The organism is Bosea sp. ANAM02, from assembly GCF_011764485.1.
Lineage (GTDB): Bacteria > Pseudomonadota > Alphaproteobacteria > Rhizobiales > Beijerinckiaceae > Allobosea.
This window is the reverse complement of record NZ_AP022848.1, coordinates 3,281,255-3,297,811: the sequence shown is the minus strand read 5'-3', so window position 1 is coordinate 3,297,811 and position 16,557 is coordinate 3,281,255. Positions and strand designations below refer to the sequence as shown.

15 protein-coding genes and 1 tRNA gene are annotated in these 16,557 nt (G+C 66.3%); 6 read left to right on the top strand and 10 right to left on the bottom strand.

Translation table 11 applies throughout. The features are described 5' to 3' along the window. Positions 1 to 118: 118 nt before the first annotated feature. Entirely contained in the window at positions 119 to 1,378 is a 1,260-nt protein-coding gene (locus OCUBac02_RS15805; RefSeq protein ID WP_173046914.1) for a tyrosine-type recombinase/integrase, read from the bottom strand. A 252-nt stretch (positions 1,379 to 1,630) separates the two neighbouring features. Continuing rightward, positions 1,631 to 2,056: a DoxX family protein gene (locus OCUBac02_RS15800; protein WP_047572982.1), complete on the bottom strand. Its 426-nt coding sequence runs from the start codon at positions 2,054 to 2,056 to the stop codon at positions 1,631 to 1,633. Between the two features lie 201 nt (positions 2,057 to 2,257). On the opposite strand from OCUBac02_RS15800, the gene OCUBac02_RS15795 reads away from it, so the two are divergent. Both OCUBac02_RS15795 and OCUBac02_RS15790 read left to right on the top strand, forming a co-directional pair. Continuing rightward, positions 2,258 to 3,190: a ring-cleaving dioxygenase gene (locus OCUBac02_RS15795; protein ID WP_173046912.1), complete on the top strand. Its 933-nt coding sequence runs from the start codon at positions 2,258 to 2,260 to the stop codon at positions 3,188 to 3,190. Between the two features lie 107 nt (positions 3,191 to 3,297). Further along, a complete protein-coding gene (locus OCUBac02_RS15790; RefSeq protein ID WP_173046910.1) occupies positions 3,298 to 3,921 on the top strand; it encodes an alpha/beta hydrolase in 624 nt (207 codons plus the stop codon). Positions 3,922 to 4,244: 323 nt separating this feature from the next. On the opposite strand, the gene OCUBac02_RS15785 is transcribed toward OCUBac02_RS15790, so the two are convergent. From OCUBac02_RS15785 to OCUBac02_RS15780, 3 genes are all read right to left on the bottom strand, one after another. Beyond that, on the bottom strand, positions 4,245 to 4,493 hold the full coding sequence (locus OCUBac02_RS15785; RefSeq protein WP_173046908.1) for a hypothetical protein: 249 nt from the start codon (positions 4,491 to 4,493) through the stop codon (positions 4,245 to 4,247). Between the two features lie 380 nt (positions 4,494 to 4,873). Continuing rightward, complete coding sequence (locus OCUBac02_RS27520; RefSeq protein WP_280528819.1) at positions 4,874 to 4,999, bottom strand: hypothetical protein; 126 nt, start codon at positions 4,997 to 4,999, stop codon at positions 4,874 to 4,876. 253 nt (positions 5,000 to 5,252) lie between these two features. Beyond that, positions 5,253 to 5,330 (bottom strand) — tRNA-Pro (locus OCUBac02_RS15780). Positions 5,331 to 5,532: 202 nt separating this feature from the next. Between OCUBac02_RS15780 and OCUBac02_RS15775 the strand changes: the two genes are divergently transcribed. Continuing rightward, on the top strand, positions 5,533 to 6,351 hold the full coding sequence (locus tag OCUBac02_RS15775; RefSeq protein ID WP_173046906.1) for a class I SAM-dependent methyltransferase: 819 nt from the start codon (positions 5,533 to 5,535) through the stop codon (positions 6,349 to 6,351). Here OCUBac02_RS15775 and OCUBac02_RS15770 read toward each other — a convergent pair. Both OCUBac02_RS15770 and OCUBac02_RS15765 read right to left on the bottom strand, forming a co-directional pair. Beyond that, complete coding sequence (locus OCUBac02_RS15770; RefSeq protein WP_173046904.1) at positions 6,321 to 7,589, bottom strand: O-antigen ligase family protein; 1,269 nt, start codon at positions 7,587 to 7,589, stop codon at positions 6,321 to 6,323. The two genes, OCUBac02_RS15775 and OCUBac02_RS15770, sit on opposite strands and share 31 nt — an antisense overlap. Beyond that, the gene (locus OCUBac02_RS15765; protein WP_173046902.1) at positions 7,586 to 9,139 is read right to left on the bottom strand and encodes an undecaprenyl-phosphate glucose phosphotransferase; all 1,554 of its coding nucleotides are present in this window, start codon (positions 9,137 to 9,139) and stop codon (positions 7,586 to 7,588) included. Before OCUBac02_RS15765 ends, OCUBac02_RS15770 begins: the two co-directional genes overlap by 4 nt. A 522-nt stretch (positions 9,140 to 9,661) precedes the next feature. Between OCUBac02_RS15765 and OCUBac02_RS15760 the strand changes: the two genes are divergently transcribed. Next, the gene (locus OCUBac02_RS15760; RefSeq protein WP_173046900.1) at positions 9,662 to 10,015 is read left to right on the top strand and encodes a DMT family transporter; all 354 of its coding nucleotides are present in this window, start codon (positions 9,662 to 9,664) and stop codon (positions 10,013 to 10,015) included. Beyond that, a complete protein-coding gene (locus OCUBac02_RS15755; protein WP_197933273.1) occupies positions 10,012 to 10,347 on the top strand; it encodes an SMR family transporter in 336 nt (111 codons plus the stop codon). The genes OCUBac02_RS15760 and OCUBac02_RS15755 overlap by 4 nt, the downstream gene beginning before the upstream one ends. A 10-nt stretch (positions 10,348 to 10,357) precedes the next feature. On the opposite strand, the gene OCUBac02_RS15750 is transcribed toward OCUBac02_RS15755, so the two are convergent. Together OCUBac02_RS15750 and OCUBac02_RS15745 are read right to left on the bottom strand one after the other, a co-directional pair. Continuing rightward, on the bottom strand, positions 10,358 to 11,524 hold the full coding sequence (locus OCUBac02_RS15750) for a glycosyltransferase (protein ID WP_173046898.1): 1,167 nt from the start codon (positions 11,522 to 11,524) through the stop codon (positions 10,358 to 10,360). 16 nt (positions 11,525 to 11,540) lie between these two features. Next, entirely contained in the window at positions 11,541 to 12,101 is a 561-nt protein-coding gene (locus OCUBac02_RS15745; RefSeq protein ID WP_047579942.1) for a polysaccharide biosynthesis/export family protein, read from the bottom strand. Between the two features lie 662 nt (positions 12,102 to 12,763). Between OCUBac02_RS15745 and OCUBac02_RS15740 the strand changes: the two genes are divergently transcribed. Continuing rightward, positions 12,764 to 14,926, top strand: coding sequence for a GumC family protein (locus tag OCUBac02_RS15740; protein ID WP_173046896.1), 2,163 nt, complete (start codon positions 12,764 to 12,766; stop codon positions 14,924 to 14,926). 316 nt (positions 14,927 to 15,242) lie between these two features. Here OCUBac02_RS15740 and OCUBac02_RS15735 read toward each other — a convergent pair whose 3' ends face one another. Further along, positions 15,243 to 16,469 carry a GNAT family N-acetyltransferase gene (locus OCUBac02_RS15735; protein ID WP_173046894.1) on the bottom strand — a complete coding sequence of 409 codons (1,227 nt, stop codon included), beginning with the start codon at positions 16,467 to 16,469 and terminating at the stop codon, positions 15,243 to 15,245. Positions 16,470 to 16,557: the final 88 nt, after the last annotated feature.

Below are 16,557 nucleotides of genomic sequence, written 5' to 3'. Positions count from 1 at the left end.
AAATGACATGTGCGTCGGGAAACGCAGTGCCAAATACGCAGGTTCGTGCAGACTTCGCAACCCGAATTTTGCGATAGAGCCGAAAATAATCTCGGCTTTATTTTGCAAGCGCAAATAACTACGCTGTGCGGAGCTGATGCACGTTGCTGCCATCCGTCGCCGGGCCGAACGAAATGGCCATGCGCGCCGCCAGATCATCGGCGGACGACCGCACGAATTTCCCGTAGTGCCGTTCGATCATTGAAAGGCTGGTGTCGTGCTGCTTGGCGGCGTCGAGAGGCGTGGTCCCGCGCAGCCAACGCACGATGCTCGAATGCCGGAGCGCGTAGGGAACGATCCCCGAATCCTTCATGCCGGCTGCCTCAAGAACGGCCGCCCATGGCTTGGTCATCTCGCTCGCCGTCTTCCACGCGCCGCGCGTCAGAGGCCGGCCATTACCCGCCCGGTTGCGCTCCAGCAGGGGGTCCGCCGGGCCGCGTCCCTTGGTGATCTCGATCAGCATGTCGCGCACGGTCGGCGCGAGCACCACGTTGATTGAGGGCAGTTTGTTGCGCTGACTGCCCTTGCGGCTGGTCGGAACGGTCAGGCGTGAGATATCGGGCTGAAAATCGCTGACCTTGAGGCGGACCACTTGGCTAAGCCGCGCGCCCGTCGCCGCGAGAACGGACACGAGCCGGCCGAAGTCCCGATCGTATTCGAGCGCTTTGGCGACGATCGCGAAGACCTGCGCATCGGTCAGGATTTGGCCCTCGCGGGCCGTCTCGACATACTCGTCGCGATCACCGTCATCGCGCTTCGGCAGCTTCACCTTGCAGTCCTTGGCCAGTAGCGCGGCGCGCAGGTCGCTCCATAAGCGGACCTGCGTCGTCTCCTTCAGGCTGGTCAGCCCGCCTTGCCACGCCAACACGTCGGCGGGCGTCAGATTGTGCAGCTTAACGGCGGCGATCTTGTGCGAGAGGACATGGCGCGTCAGCCTCGTATGGGCATCGCTCTTCACGGTCCGGCCGCGCCGCCTACTGTCACGGGCGTCGCGCATCTCGATATAGGAGCGGACGGCCGACTCCACCGTCTCGATCGGGCCGGCCGCTGCCGCAGCTTCATCCTTGCGGGCCTGCTCGACGATCTCAACGCCGCGCCTGACCGCCTGATCGTGGGTGAGGGTGCCGACGCTGGTCACGTCGTCAGCGTTGCCGACCGTCTCTTGCCGGTAGCCGTTGCCGATGGCCCAACGGACGACCCACACGCCGGAGCGCTTGCCCTTGCGGTAGCCGATATGGATTTCGGCATCCACGCGCCGCCAATATGGCTTGGCCTGCGCCGGCAATTTGGTCCGCGCATTGCGCGTGGTCAGCTCGGCTTCCTTCAGCTTCCGCGCCATGGTCGTTTTTCCTGTCGTCTACTATCTGTCCAAAATCCTGCCTGTGCAGGTCTGTGCAGGTACATGCAGACTAAAATGAAAAAAGTCAATCTGCGCCGGTAGATAGGCGCAGAATGGTGCGCAGTTACCGCCTGTCGAAACTCGCCATTTCCGTCTTGATCAGGCGGAAATCGTCCCAGGCCAGGGGCTTTGCGGCTTGATTCATCCGCTCACTCTCGGCCAAGGCGCGAGCCCCATCAAGGCAGTTTCGCATCAGGCCAGGGCCGGCTTGGCGGTGGCCTGGGAACGGGAGCCGGTGACGGCGAGCGCGCCGTCGCCGATCAATCCATGCGCCAGCGCGGTCAGCGCGAGGAAGGCGGGATACTCCCAGCCGCCATTCGGCGCGTTGAAGACCCAGCCGTTGCCGGCATGGACCGAGAGCGCGCCGAGCAGGATCGGGATCAGGGCCAGCGAGACATAGCGACCGTAGAAGCCGATGAGGATGGCGATGCCGCCGAGAAGCTCGGCCAGCATGATCGGCCAGGCGAGGAGGCCGGGCAGGCCGACCTGACCGAGGAAGCCGGTGAAGCCCGCCGGCGTGAAGATGACGAGCTTGAGATAGGCATGGGCGATGAACATCAGGCCGAGCGCGATGCGCAAGGTCAGGGCGCCATAGGGGGCGAGGCGATTGTCGATCATGGAAAGTCTCCTGAAACGGGACCGGTTGGTCTCGGGCAAAAGATCGGGCAGCCCATTCTGCAAATCAAATTGTCAATTGGCGATCATGATATTGCATTGATGCAATGAGTTGCCTCTGGCTTTCGGTGGCCGTCATGCCGATCTTCCGGCCAACGGAGCGGATGTCCGCTCATCGTGATCAGGACAACGGAGGACCCAGCCATGCAGATCAACGGCCTTCACCACGTTACCGCCATCTCCGGCCCCGCGCGCCGCAATCTCGACTTCTACAGCCGCGTACTCGGCCTGCGCCTCGTCAAGAAGACGGTCAATTTCGACGATCCCGGCACCTATCACCTCTATTTCGGCGATGCGGATGCCGCGCCCGGCTCGATCCTGACCTTCTTCCCGTGGGAGCATGCCGCGCCCGGCCGCCTGGGCATCGGCGAGACTCAGGAGACGGTCTTCCGGGTTCCGGAAGGTTCGATCGGCTTCTGGGCGCATCGCTTCGTCGAGCAGGGCGTCCCGCATGAGGTGCCGGTCAAGCGCTTCGGCGAGACCGTGCTGAGCTTCCGCGACCCGGACGGCATGAGGCTCGCCCTCGTCGGCCTGCCCGGAGTCGGGAAGGAGCCGGCCTGGGCAGAGGGCGGCATCTCCGCCGAACATGCGCTGCGCGGCTTCCACAGCGTCAGCCTGCTGCTGGCGGATGCCGCGCCGACGGGCGCGATCCTCGACGATGTCTTCGGCTTCACCGAGATCGGCCGCGAGGACACGCTGATCCGCTATGCCGCCAAGGGCACGGCGGTCGGCGGGGTGATCGACCTGCGGGTCGCCGGCGGCTTCCTGCCGGCCCGGCAGGGCGCCGGCTCGGTCCACCACATCGCCTTCCGCGCGGCCGATGACGCCGCACAGGAGGAGATGGTGCGCCGGCTCGTTCAGAACCATGGCATCAGCCCCACGGAGCAGCGCGACCGGAACTATTTCCGCTCGGTCTATTTCCGTGAGCCCGGCCATGTCCTGTTCGAGATCGCGACCGATATCCCCGGCTTCGCGGTCGACGAGCCCGCGGCCGAGCTCGGCCGTGCGCTGAAGCTGCCGCCGCAATACGAGGCGCATCGCAAGGAGATCGAGGCGGTCCTGCCCGCCCTCGGCTGACGAAGCCCGCCGCCCGCCACCGAGGCGGACGGCGGACCAAGGACCAGACGCCCTGCCTGCTTGTCGAAAAGGGGCAGGGCGCTTCCGCTTGATCAAGGGAGAAAGCCATGACAGCGACAACCGTCGAGACCGATTTCATCCATGTCTTCGAGCCCGGCAGCGATCCGACGCGCCGGCCGCTGCTGCTCCTGCACGGCACCGGCGGCGACGAGCGCGATCTCCTCCCGCTCGGCCGCACCGTAGCGCCGGGCGCGAGCCTGCTATCGCCACGCGGCAAGGTCCTGGAAGGTGCGGCGCCGCGTTTCTTCCGCCGTCTGGCGGAAGGCGTTTTCGACGAGGCCGATCTCAGGCGCCGTACCGACGAACTGGCGGATTTCGTGCTGTGGGCAAGGCAGCTTCATGGCCTGCCGGCGCCGATCGCGCTCGGCTTCTCCAATGGCGCGAATATCGCGGCAGCCTTGCTGCAGCAGCGGCCCGATATCCTGGCCGGCGCCGCGCTTCTGCGCGCGATGACGCCCTTCGCGGAGCCGCCGCAAGCCGATCTCACGGGCAAGCCGGTCCTGATCCTGTCGGGCGCGCTCGATCCGATCGTGCCCAAAGCCAATGCCGAGACGCTGGCCCGGCAACTCGGCGCGGACGGAGCCGCCGTCGAGCATCGCGTGCTGCCGGCTGGTCATGGTCTGGGCCAGGCCGATATCGGCCTGCTCGGCGATTGGCTGGTGCGCAACTGACGGATGACGGCATCGCGGAAAGTCGCCGCGGTGCCGGATCCGGCGGGCGGGCAGCTACCGGTCCATGAGAGGCATCAGGACAGCCGCTGCGATGGCCAGAAGCGTGAGAACGCGCATCAGAACCGCCCGCTGACTCGAGATCGGACCATCCACCGAACGCGACACGGCACGCATCCCCGACCTCCCAATCGACGCCACGTAAGGGATCGTGAGGCCTTACCCTGTGTCTGGCAAGCCGGCTGGAGAGGCCGGGCAGTGGAGAACTCCATCCATCCCGGTCTCCATGCTTGAACCGGCGCGGCGGAGGCGGCGGGTGCTTTCCGTCAGGCCTCGGCCAGCACGCTTCCGACCGGGTCGGCCACGATCACGCGCCGCGCCTTGCGGGTTTGCTCGGCCATCAGAACCTGGTCGACCCTGCGGCGATACTCGGCCCAGGAGCCGAGGTTCAATCCGCAATTGGCGCAGGAGACGACGCTGGCATCGCTGAGCGTGTGCGGAATCGATACGCCCGGCGAGCCGCAATCCTCGCAATGGAACCAGTCTTGCTTCAACGCGATACCGTCCGTGCTCATGATTGACGTTGCGGCAATCGGCGTGCCACGCCGCCATCAAGGGCCAACGCGGATGACTATTGGCTGAACGCGGGCGTGCAGAACCGGGATGACGCGCTACTCGACGGCCGAAATCGGCTTGCGGCGATCGGTTCGCGTGACCTGTTCGCCTTCCTGACTGGCTGGAACCAGGCGCAAGGCCGGCCGTCCTGCCGGCTGCACCGGGGGAAGATCTTTTCGGTTCGCCACGGCACGGCGAATTTGAGCCCGTCGCGCAATGAGCGACATCTGATGCTTGTGTTTCATGATCGAGTTACCCGCAGCCGCATTGCTATCATCGCACTTTGGCGCGTGCCGTTGCAGCCCCCATTTGGGGTGTTCGGCCGGAGACGCCGCCGGGGTCAGATCACCAGCACGAGGATCAGCCCGGCCGCCCCGTTGATCGCGGAGAGCAGCCAATGTGGCACGGTGACGCCGATGATCGTCGCCGGATCTTCGTCCTGGTCGAGCATGAGCCCCTCACTCAAGGCCCGATCATGAACGCGATACAGCCGCAGGCGCATCCCCCGTTTGGGGGGCGCCTCCTCGCGGGTAACGGCTCGCATGCCCGTATCGCTTGGGGCCTGAACTACGGTGGAGGCGTGAGGGTGGCGCGAAGGCGGCGGTCGCGCGGCGGCATGGGCAGGTGCCGGGCATCCCGCGCCGCCCGGCTGATTCAGGCAGAATCGCGACGATGCCGGGCGACGGCGATCGTCTGATCAAGATGATGTTTGGGTATGATGGTCGGAGCGAGAGGATTCGAACCTCCGACCCCTTGTCCCCCAGACAAGTGCGCTAACCGGGCTGCGCTACGCTCCGACGGCTCGGCTTATAGTGGCGAGGCGCGGCAGATGCAATGCGCTTCGATGCGATCATGAACAGTCTTCATGCGGGCGGGCGCAACTGCCCTTCGGCAGGCGGATTCTCTCGTTAACCGTTGTTTAACCTTGCTGTTGCGGCCGGATGGCCGGGCGGCCAATGTCGTCCGGGGCGGGGAGGGTACGCAAAGGCGGAGGCGATCATGTCCATGGCAAGTCTTGCGATCGCAGGGGCCGGGCCGGAGCGCCGGGCGTCGGCGCAGCACGCCGGCTCGCTCGCGGGGTTCTTCGGCGAGATCAAGCCGGGCTGGCATTCGCAATGGGCCTGGGATCACTACGAGGCGACCATTCTCGGGCTGGCGCATCAGTTCGGCTTGCGCAGCGTCTGCGAGATCGGCGGCGGGCGCGATCCGCTGTTCACGCAGGAAGAAGCCGCGAGCAACGGCATCGATCTGATCGTCAACGATATCGATGCCGGCGAATTGGCCCTGACGGGGCGCGGGCTCCGGACCGCGCGTTTCGATATCGCAGGCGACCTCTCGGAGCCCGATGTCCGGCGCGGCGGCTACGACATGATGGTCTCGCGCATGGTCTTCGAGCATGTCGACGGAGTCGAACGGGCCTGGCGCAATATCCATGAACTGCTGGCGCCCGGCGGCGTGGCGCTCGCCTTTTTTCCGACGCTGTGGGCACCGGTCTTCGCGCTGAACCATGTCCTGCCGGAAAAGGTGTCGCACGCCATCGTGCAGGCCCTGTTCCCGGCGCGACGCGACGGCGGCGGGGATCCGAAATTCCCGGCGCTCTACGACTGGTGCCGCGGCGATCCGGCCCTGCTTGAGCCGATGCTGAAGCGGGTCGGTTTCGCCGAGGCCCATGTCCAGCGCTTCTGGGGTCATGGCTATTTCGATCGGATGCCGGGGCTGAAGCAGGTCGACCATGCCTTCAACGCCCTGGCGGCGCGGATCGGCTGGAGCTTCGTCACGACCTACGCCTATGTCGTGGTCCGCAAGGCGCGGGGCTGAACCGCGGCTCCCATCGCTTCGCCCTCCGGCACCAAGGCCGCCAACCCCCAGACGAGGCCCATCATCAGATAGAGATGGCGCCAATGATCGGTGTCGATCTGAAGGCCCTGCAGGATGGTGACGAAGAGCACCGACCAGATCGCGATGGCATGCAGTTGGGTCGCTCCGCGCCGGAAGACCAGCCGCCAGCCGACATAGCAGGTCGCGGCCATGAGCCCGAGCCAGAACAGCCCGCCGAGCCAGCCATAGGAGGCGAAGGCGTTGATGAAGACGTTGTGCGGATCGGCCTGGTTGAAATGCCAGCGGAAACGCAGCGGCCCGAAGCCGTTCGGGGCATCCAGCAGCATCGGAATGGCGCGCCATTGATTGCCGAAGCGGCCGGTGACGCCGCCGTCATATTCCTGCACCAGGCTGGCGCGCAGCTCGAAGACGGCGCGAACGTCCTCGAAGGATAGCGCGACCAGCAGCGCAGCGGCCGCGGCCATGAGCGCGGCGGCGGACATCGCGACGATCCGCGTCCGCGCGGCGGCGCTCGGCGCGGTCAGGAAGGTGAGGGCGGTCATCAGGACCGTCGCGGCGATGAGAACGCCCCACGCGCCGCGCGAGAAGGTGAAGAATACGGCCGCGAGCGGGATGCTGAGCGTCACGAGACCGCGTACGATCCCGATCTGCCCGGTCATGATCCGCTGCAGTACATAGACGATCGGCAGGGCGAGATAGGGGCCGAGAACATTGGGATCCTTGAACGTGCCCGAGGCGCGGCCGTAGAGCGTGAAGGCTTCGCCGAGCCCGGCGATGTTGAAATAGCCGAGAAGGGCCGCGAGCCCCCCGACCCAGGCGGCGAACAGATAGCCTCGCCGCAATGTCTCGAGTCGGCCGGCCGCATCCTGCGACATGATGCCGGCGAGGAAGACCGCGGTGATCATCAGATAGACCGAGACGGCGGTGAAGCGCACCGAGGCGCCCTCGTCCATCCACGGAATCAGCGAGACGATGCCGCCGATATTGTAGCCGAGTAGCAGCAGCGCGAACGGCAGAAGCTTTTGCGAGAAGCGTATACCCGTCAGCGTGAAGACGAACAGCACCAGCAGGAAGACGATTTCGTAGGGCGAGGGCTCGATCAAGGCGATGCCGCTCGAGGCGCCGAGCAGCCACAGCGTGCCGCGCTTGATCGCGGCATAGGAGATCGACAGGCCCGGGGCCGGCCGTTCCTCCGGCGTATGCGCCAGCGAGCTCAATAGGCGTTCTCGTTCTTCGTCAGCAGCGAGAACGGCGTCTTGGCGAGGATATAGAGGTCGAGGAGCACGGACCAGTTCTCGATATAGTAGAGATCGTGCTCGACGCGCCGCTGGATCTTGTCCTCGGTATCTGTTTCGCCGCGCCAGCCGTTGATCTGGGCCCAGCCGGTGATGCCGGGCTTGACCTTGTGGCGCGCGAAATAGCCGTCGACCACCTGCTCATAGGCGCGGTTCGAGGCCTTGGCATGGATTGCGTGCGGCCGCGGGCCGACCAGCGAGAGATCGCCCTTGAACACGACGTTCAGGAGCTGGGGCAATTCGTCGATCGAGGTTTTGCGGATGAAGCGGCCGACGCGCGTCACGCGCGGATCGTCCTTGGTGACCTGCCTGGCTGCGGTCTGATCGGCCATGTCGTGATGCAGCGAGCGGAACTTGAAGACGTCGACGGTCTCGTTGTTGAAGCCGTAGCGCTTCTGGCGGAAGAAAACCGGTCCCTTGCTGTCGAGCTTGATCGCGATAGCGGTCGCCAGCATCACCGGCGAGAGCGCGATCAGCGCCAGCGTGCCGACGACCTTGTCGAAGGCCCATTTCACGACGATGTCCCAGTCCGCGATCGGTCGATCGAAGACGTCGAGCACCGGGACGGCGCCGAAATAGGAATAGGAGCGCGGCCGCAGGCGCAGCTTCGACATATGGGCCGAAAGGCGGATGTCGATCGGCAGCACCCAGAGCTTGCGCAGCATTGTCAGGAGCCGCGCCTCGGCCGAGATCGGCAGGGTGAAGATGACGAGATCGAGCTTCGTACGGCGTGCGAACTCGACGAGATCGTCGATCGTGCCGAGCTTGGGATAGCCGGCGACGAGATCGGGCGATCGATCGTCGTTGCGGTCGTCGAAAACGCCGCAGATGCGCAGGCCGGTATCTGTCTGGCTCTCAAGAGCGCGGATCAGGGCTTCCCCCGCTTCGCCGCCACCGACGATCGCTGTGCGCCGTTCAAGCCGGCCGGTGCGGGTGAGATGGCGCACGCCCGCCGTCATGACCACGCGCCCGGCCAGCAGAGCGCCGACGCCGGCGAAATAGAAGCCGATCAGCCAGCCGCGCGAAACCTGGTCGCCGATCTTCAGGAAGAAGAAGGCTGCGAGCGCGACCAGGAACAGCATGGTCCACCCGGTGACAAGCCTGACCGCGCTGCCGATGAAATGGCGCAGCGCGCCGATCGGATACAACTGCAGGATCTGGAACAGCACCAGCGTGCCGATCGTCAGGGCGCCGACCGTCACCTGGTAAGGCAGCGCGTATTCGACCTTGCCGGCCGCGTAGAGCCAGTAGATCAATCCGCCCGTGCCGAGCACGGCGATCACATCGAGCAGGCGGGCTACGCCCTCGATCATCACCGGGGACAGAGTCGGTTTGACGGGGATGGCCGCGATGCGCTCGGCCAGCGGATGGAACCGCCGCGTCTGCCCCTTGTCGGCGCCGCCGAAGACGCCATGCGTCGCCGAGGCGGCCGCGTCCGCCTTCATCATATCGCGGACGTCGAAAGTCCCCATGACCCTACACCCTCAACTCGGAGCGCCGTGCCAGGGAGTGCGGCGATCCCGCTTCGGCTCTAACCGAAATTGCTCACGGAACGTTTAACCGGACCCCTTGCTGTTTCGAGGGATTCGTAAGCCTTCCGGGCGCCGCTACGGTGCCGGTCGAGTGCCTGTCGCACTCTGCGAAAACGCGATGACGAAAAAGTGGATTTTGTCTTGGCCGGCCAGTGATTTGGCGCCGGTTTGAAGCGATCTGAAAAGTCGTGATTTTCTGCAAGTGGTTGTTATTGCAAGTGATCGCGAGTTGACAGGGTAAGCGCGCGCAGGCATATTGGCTTTCGATGAGTGTCTGAGAAGCATATATCGCTCGTAACGAGCGCCGCGCCTTGGAAGGTGATTAACCTATGGCGCCGGATTCTGGAGAAAAGCTCCAGGCCAGTCTTCTTTTCGGATCTATCGATTTTAAACTCTAACGATTGCTTGGCTGTCCCTGCGTCGCACCCGCGGCGTCCAGCGCCGGCTTCGCCCGTGTGCAACATGTCTTTTCATTGGTTGGTTCTGCTCGCGGCCATCGCCGTCGAGATCGTCGCGACGGCCGCGCTGAAGTCGGCCGTCTCCACCTCATGGCTCGTCGGCACCTTGCCGCTGATCCTGATCGGCTTCTCCTTCATCCTGCTCAGCATCGCGCTGCGCGTCATCCCGATGGCGGTCGCCTATGCCGTCTGGGAAGGGCTCGGCATCGTCGGCATCGCGGTGCTCGGTCATGTGCTCTTCGGCGAACACCTCACCGCCGCGCGCGCGGCGGGGCTCGCCGCGATCCTGGCCGGCATCCTGCTCATCGAGAACGGAGTGGGGCAGGATCGCAGCGAGGGTGACGGGAGGCTCGCGTGAACGCCTCGGTCGCGCAGGCCGTGCCATTCCTCTGGCTCGTGCTCGCCGTCACGCTCGAGATCGGCGGCACCTATCTGCTCAAGCTCTCGGACGGCATGACCCGCCGTGCGACGGGCGCCGGCGGCGTCGTCCTCGTCATGGGCGCCTTCGCGGCGCTCGCCAAGGCGATCGAGGGCATGGATCTCTCCGTCGCCTATGCCGTCTGGGGCGGGGCGGGGCTGGTGATCACCGCGATCATCGGCGCGCTGGTCTTCGGCCAGCGCATCAGGCCGGCGGGCTGGCTCGGCATCCTGCTCGTGGTCGGCGGCGTGGTCGCGCTCAAGATGGTCTGACGCGCAGGTATCAGGCGATGCCGCGCGCCTTCAGCGCGTCGCGGTAGCCAGCGATGACGCCGTCGACCATGTCGTCCAGGCGGAAATTCTGCCGGACATGGCCGGCGAGGTCCGCCGCCTGGGCGAGGCGCTCGGCCTCGGGCGTCTCGATCATGGCCTTGATCGCTCCCGCGAGGATCGTCGGGTCGTTCGCCGGGATCAGGCGCTGGCGATGGCCGGGGCCGTAGATTTCGCCGATGCCGCCGACATCGGTCGAGATCAGCGGCTGCGCGGCCGCGGCCGCTTCCAGGATGACATAGGGCAGGGACTCCGCCCGCGACGGGATCACCATGGCCCGCGCGCGGGCCAGGGCCTTCCGGATCGGCGCCGGCGGCTCGAAGACGCACTGGTCGGCGATGCCGCGCTCGCGCGTCATCTGCTTCAGCTCCGCTTCGTCCGGCCCCGAGCCGACGATGAGGATGCGCGGCGTCAGGTTGTCGCGGCGGCGCAGCAGCGAGAGCGCGTCGATCAGCGTGTCGACGCCCTTGGCCGAACGCAGCTCGCCCAGATAGAGCAGGTCGAATTCGGCGGCGCTGTGGTCGATCGGCTCGAATTCCGCATCGGAGACGCCGTTGAGCACGATCCGGTGGTCGGTGCGCGGGCGATGGCCGATATGGGCCTCGAAGCGACCCGCGATGAAACGGCTCTCGAACAGGAACATGTCGGTCGCGCCTTCGAGCAGGCGTTCGACGCTCATATAGACCTTATGCTCCACGCCGCCCGGCTTGTAGTTGAAGCTGCCGCCATGGGGCGTATAGGCGGTTACATAGCGCCGGCCGGGCGAAAACAGCGCGGGGATGCGGCCATAGACCCCGCCCTTCGAGCCGTGGCAATGCACGACATCGGGCAGGCGGCGGCGGCGCAGCGATACCTCGGAGATCTGGGCCTTGAGGTCGGTGGTGTTCGGGTAGCGCGACATCGGCACCCGCGTGACGCCCAGCGTCAACCGGCCCTCGAGTTCGCTGAAGACCGCGTCGGCCCGTGTGCCGCCGGTGCTCGAATCGCAGAAGATGCCGACATGGTGACCGCGCTCGATCTGCCCGCGCGCCACGTCGAGGACGTGCCGGAACAGCCCGCCGAGCGGCGCGCGGAAAACATGCAGGATCTTCAGCGGGCGGGAGGCGAGACTGTCCGTCATCGGGCGCGCCGCGGTCTCAGAACCAGCGTTCCTTGATGACGATCGTGTCGCCGGGCTGCACCGGATAGGTGATCGGCACGGTCGCGGTCACGGTCTGCCCGTCGATCTGGCGCGTGACTTCGGCCGAGGAGCGCTGCCCGCGCGGCGTGAAGCCGCCGGCGATCGCGACCGCGGTCTGCACGGTCATGCCGTTCACATAGGGGAACTGGCCGGACTGGGTGACCTCGCCGAGCACGAAGAAGGGGCGGTAGGTGTCGACCTCGACGGAAACCTTGGGCTCGCGCAGATAGCCGCCGCGCAGCTTGGCTTCGATCGCCTGGGCGAGCTGCTGCGTCGTACGGCCCTGGGCTTCCACCGTGTTGATCAGCGGCATCGCGATGCGGCCGGCGCCGTCGACGGCATAGATGTTGGAGAGATTGTCCTGCCCGAAGACGATGATGCGCAGCCGGTCGCCGCTGGCGAGCCGGTAGGGACCGGCCGGCTCGGCGAGCGCATAGTCCGCCGCCGGATAGCGGGGCGCGCAGGCTCCCGCAGTCATGGCGGCGGCCAAGGCGAGAGAGGCGAGGCGTCGACTCATCACTGGCTTACCCGTGCAGAACTGGCCCGATCTTTAGGCGCGATATGGTTAACAAAGGCTTCCCGCCGATGCCGGCAGGCTAAATGGCGGCGCGGCCACGGGTGATCTGGAGGGGAGGGGGAGCGCGAAAACGCTGCCGACTGCTAGGCTGTGGGGGTAGCTGCAGTCGGCAGCGGCCCGATCATGGCGACACGTTTGATCGAACGAATCGAGATTCGCTGTTCTCGCTGAAGGGCGGATGAAGCCGCCGTTCAGAATGGCGTTAACGGATCGTTCACCTTCCTTAACGGGCGCCGGGCATCTCGCGTCGAAATTGCCGATTTCGCGCTGTCGAGGCGCGTGCTCCGGGTCGGATGGCCTGATTGCCGTTTACGAAGTGCGGCCCTGTTACGGCGCGGGATGCCCGCTCGAGCGAGTGGAATCTCGGGCGAGATCGGAAGCGACGTGCCGTCGATGTCAGGGCCGAAAGCGCGGGTCTGCTTCGGGGAGGGCGGGAAGCCGGAGCGCCTCGGGTTGGCGATTTTCAGCGCGGGTTGGCGGTCGCACGGGCAGGAGCGAGGGGGCCTCCGCGCCGGCATTTACCCCGCGATAACCTTACCGCGTGTTCAATGTCGCCCGCGTCCCGTCCACGGGGCGAGAGTTTTGCGTCGATAGGTGGGCCCATGACCGCTCAAGCTGGGATTGATGCGCGCGGCGCCGGTGAAGGCCGGGGCGACATGCTCGATCTCTCCGCCCTCTGGGCGGCGATCAAGCGCCGCAAGTTCTGGATCATCGCGCCGACGCTCGCCGCCCTCGGGCTGTCCTTCGTCGCGGTGAATGTCGTGACGCCGCGCTATACCGGCGAAGCCAAGCTGCTGCTCGAAAGCCGCAGCGGCTTCTACGCGCTGCCGGGACAGGCCGTGGCCGATGGCGGCCAGTTCGATTCCGAGGCGGTGCAGAGCCAGGTCCAGATCATCATGTCGCGCGACCTGGCGCGTGAGGCGGTGAAGCGGATCGGGCTCGTCGGCAATGCCGAGTTCGATTCCGGCGTCGGGGCGCTCAGCGCTATCCGCAAGCTCGCCGTCATGATCGGGCTCGGCGGCCATCCGGCCGACCGCTCCCCCGAAGAGCGCGTCCTTGAAAAGTACTACGACCGTTTGCTGGTCTTCCCCGTCGCTCGTTCGCGCATCGTCTCCGTCGAGTTCACTTCGAGCGATGCCGCTCTCGCGGCCAAGGCCGCCAACACCATCGCCGAGACCTATCTGGAATTCCAGGAGCAGGCGAAGCAGGAGAACGCCCGCAGCGCCTCGAACTGGCTCTCGACCACGATCGAGCCCTTGCGCAAGCGCGTCGCCGAAGCCGAGGCCAAGGTCGAGGACTATCGCTCGAAGAACGGTCTGTTCTCCGGCCCGAACAACACCACCATCACCTCGCAGCAGCTCACCGATCTGTCGGCGCAACTCTCGGCGGCTCGTAGCCAGCAGGCCGAGTCGCAGGCCAAGGCCGGCCTGATCCGCGATGCCATCAAGCAGGGCCGCACCTTCGAGATCCCGGACGTCGCCAACAACGATCTCGTCCGCCGCCTGATCGAGCAGCGCGTCAACCTGCGCGCCCAGATCGCCGCGGAATCACGCAGCCTCCTCCCGGAACATCCGCGGATCAAGGAGCTCAACGCCCAGTTGCTCGACCTTGAAGGCCAGCTCCGCGCCGCCGCCGAGCGCACGGTGCGCACGCTGGAGAACGAGGCCAAGATCGCCGGCCAGCGCGTCGAGAGCTTCCAGGCCGCGCTCGACGGCCAGAAGAAGAACGTCTCCAGCGCCAATGACAGCGAAGTGCAGTTGCGCGCGCTGGAGCGCGAGGCCCGCACGCTGCGCGAGCAGCTCGAGCAATACATGCAGCGCTATCGCGAGGCGGTCGCACGCGACACGATGAACGCGACGCCGGCCGACGCCCGCATCATTTCGCGTGCGGTCGAGCCGACCGAGCCTTCCTTCCCGAAGAAGATCCCGGTGATGCTGGTCTCGACGCTCGCGACCTTCCTGATCGCGCTGGCAACGATCGTGACCCGCGAATTGCTCAACGGCCAGGGCCGCCCCTTGCCGGACGCCCCGCGCGGCCCGCGCTGGGTCTCGGCCAATTCCTCGGAGGAGGAGACGGAGGGGCCCGCTCCGGTACCCGGTGCGCCGCGTCAGGCGCGCGTCGCCGGCCTGCTGACCCATGCCGGAAAGCTCGGCCAGACCCGGCTCGACCTCGACCAGCCTGAACTGACGCTGGCCGAGATCGCCGAGCGCACCCGCGAGCCGGCGCGCGGCATGGCGCCGCTTGCCCTGGTGCTGGACGGCGCCGGCGACGAGGCGGCAAGACCGCGCGACCTCGCCGAGCTCCTGGCACAGCGCTGCCGCTGCGTGTTCGTCGACCTCTCCTCCGATCAGGCCGTCGGAGAAGCCGGTTTCTCCGAGCTCCTCGCCGGCGAGGCCCTGTTCTCCGACATCATCATGCGGGCGCCGGGCTCGCGGCTGCACCGCATCGGTGCCGGGCGCGCCGGGCGCGAGGCGGTGCTGGCCGCGCCCGATCTCGTAGACGTCGCGCTCGATGCGCTCTGCGAGACCTATGACTGGGTGCTGGTCGCGGCGGCCTCGAACGACGACGGCTCGGTGCTGGCGCCGATCGCCCGACGGGCCCAGGCGGGGCTCGTGATGAGCGGGCAGGTCGGCAACGGCCATGCGCTGGAGACCGCCTATCGCCTGAGCGAGCTCACCGAAGCGCCGGTCACGCTGATCCTCGATGCCGAGGGCGGCGTGCCGATGCCCCCGGTCCAGCGCTCGGAGATGCCGGTCGGCGCCTGAACACCCGGCGCGAGCTGATGGTTCGTTGCATAGAGCATCGGCCCGAAAAGTGGAACGCGGTTTTCGGGAAAAGCCGATGCAAGGTCAAAGAGCTAGAGTATCGGACTGAATACGATATTCAGTCCGATACTCTAGATCGTCATGGTCGGGCTTGCCCCGACCATCCACGTTTTCTTTCATGTCGTGCGGTGGTCGAGACGTGGGTGCTCGCCAGAAGGGCGAGCATGACGGACTGGAAGAGCATCACGTGGAGGGAGCGTGGGCTGGGACCCTTCGTCAGCCTCCGATGACGGCGCGTTCCCGCGCAAGATCATACTTACTCGTCCTCGGAACGCTTGCCTCGAAGCCAGCCCGAAGCCCGATGAGCGAATTTCAACGCCGTCGGCGAGCGCTTGATCCGCCGCTTCAATTCGCGCTTCGTCCGGGCGATCCGCGCGAAGACGCGGCCCTTCAGGGTCAAGGGCAGGAAGCTGTCGACGAGGTCGTCGTGATCGTCGCAGAAGGTCGTCTTGTAGCGGGCTTCGCCGACGCCGAGGTCGAAGACGGCGACGCCCTCGCGGGCCTTCAGCCGGATCAGTTCGGCCAGCAGCAGCTCGCCGGGGCTGGTCTTGACGGTTTCGCTGGCCATGTCGAACGACGTCGCCATGCCTGAGAAGCGCTTGCCCTGGGTCGCGCCGACATAGGTTGCGACTGCCTGCCCGTCGAGATCGAGCGCGTAAAGCTCGATCGCGGGGCGCGCCGATCCATCCCCCATCGCCCCGCGCTCCAGGAAGGCGCGCACCGCCGGTTCGGCGAAGGGGTCCGGCACGCCCATAGCGCGGAAGCGCTCCGCCTTCTGCGCCAGGAATGCGTCGATGATTCGCGCAGCTTCTGCGGGAGTCGCCGCCCGCGTCAGCACCGACGGCCCGAAATCATTGAAACGGCTATGCTTGTTCTTGAGCTTCTTGCGCGCATGGCTGCTCATCGAGCGCTTGAGCGTCGCATCGCCGTCGCCGGCGATCAGGGCGAGCTTGTAGGCGCGGCTCGGGCTCGGGCCGGCGGCGAGCAGCGCGGCGGGGTTGCCGACGCCTTGCCAGATGACCGGCTGGTTGACGAAGACGAAGGCATCGAGGCCGCCGATGGCCGCGCCGATCTCGGTCAGCATGCGTGTCGTCTGCGCCGCGTCGAGTTGCGCGGCGAAATCCGGGGCATAGAGCCCCATATGATAGTTCGCATGCTTGCCGCCGATGAACTCGGCGAATCTGAAACCGCTGCGCTTGGTGATGACGAGCGGCAGCAATGCGCAGAGCTCGCCATCCGCGCCCTTCACCAGCGCGTAGCGCAGGACCATCTCATCAGCGGCGCCGACCGTCTCGACGAAGGGCCTGATCCAGTCATAGCCCTGATAGGGCGTCGCCAGCGCGGTTGCCTCGAAGGCACGCCATCTCTCGGCGAGAGCGACGATGTCGGTCTCGATTGCGATCGAAGCCCACGGGCGCGATGGCACACGACCAGTGGCGAGCGTGTCGGGCATGGCCGGTGTCGAAGCGATGGCAGCAGGCATGGTTCCTTCGCCCATGGCGAGCGGACAGATGGCGTCTCCTTAACCCGTCATTGTGAACGGGTCGGCCACATTGGCGCGGCCCGGCGGC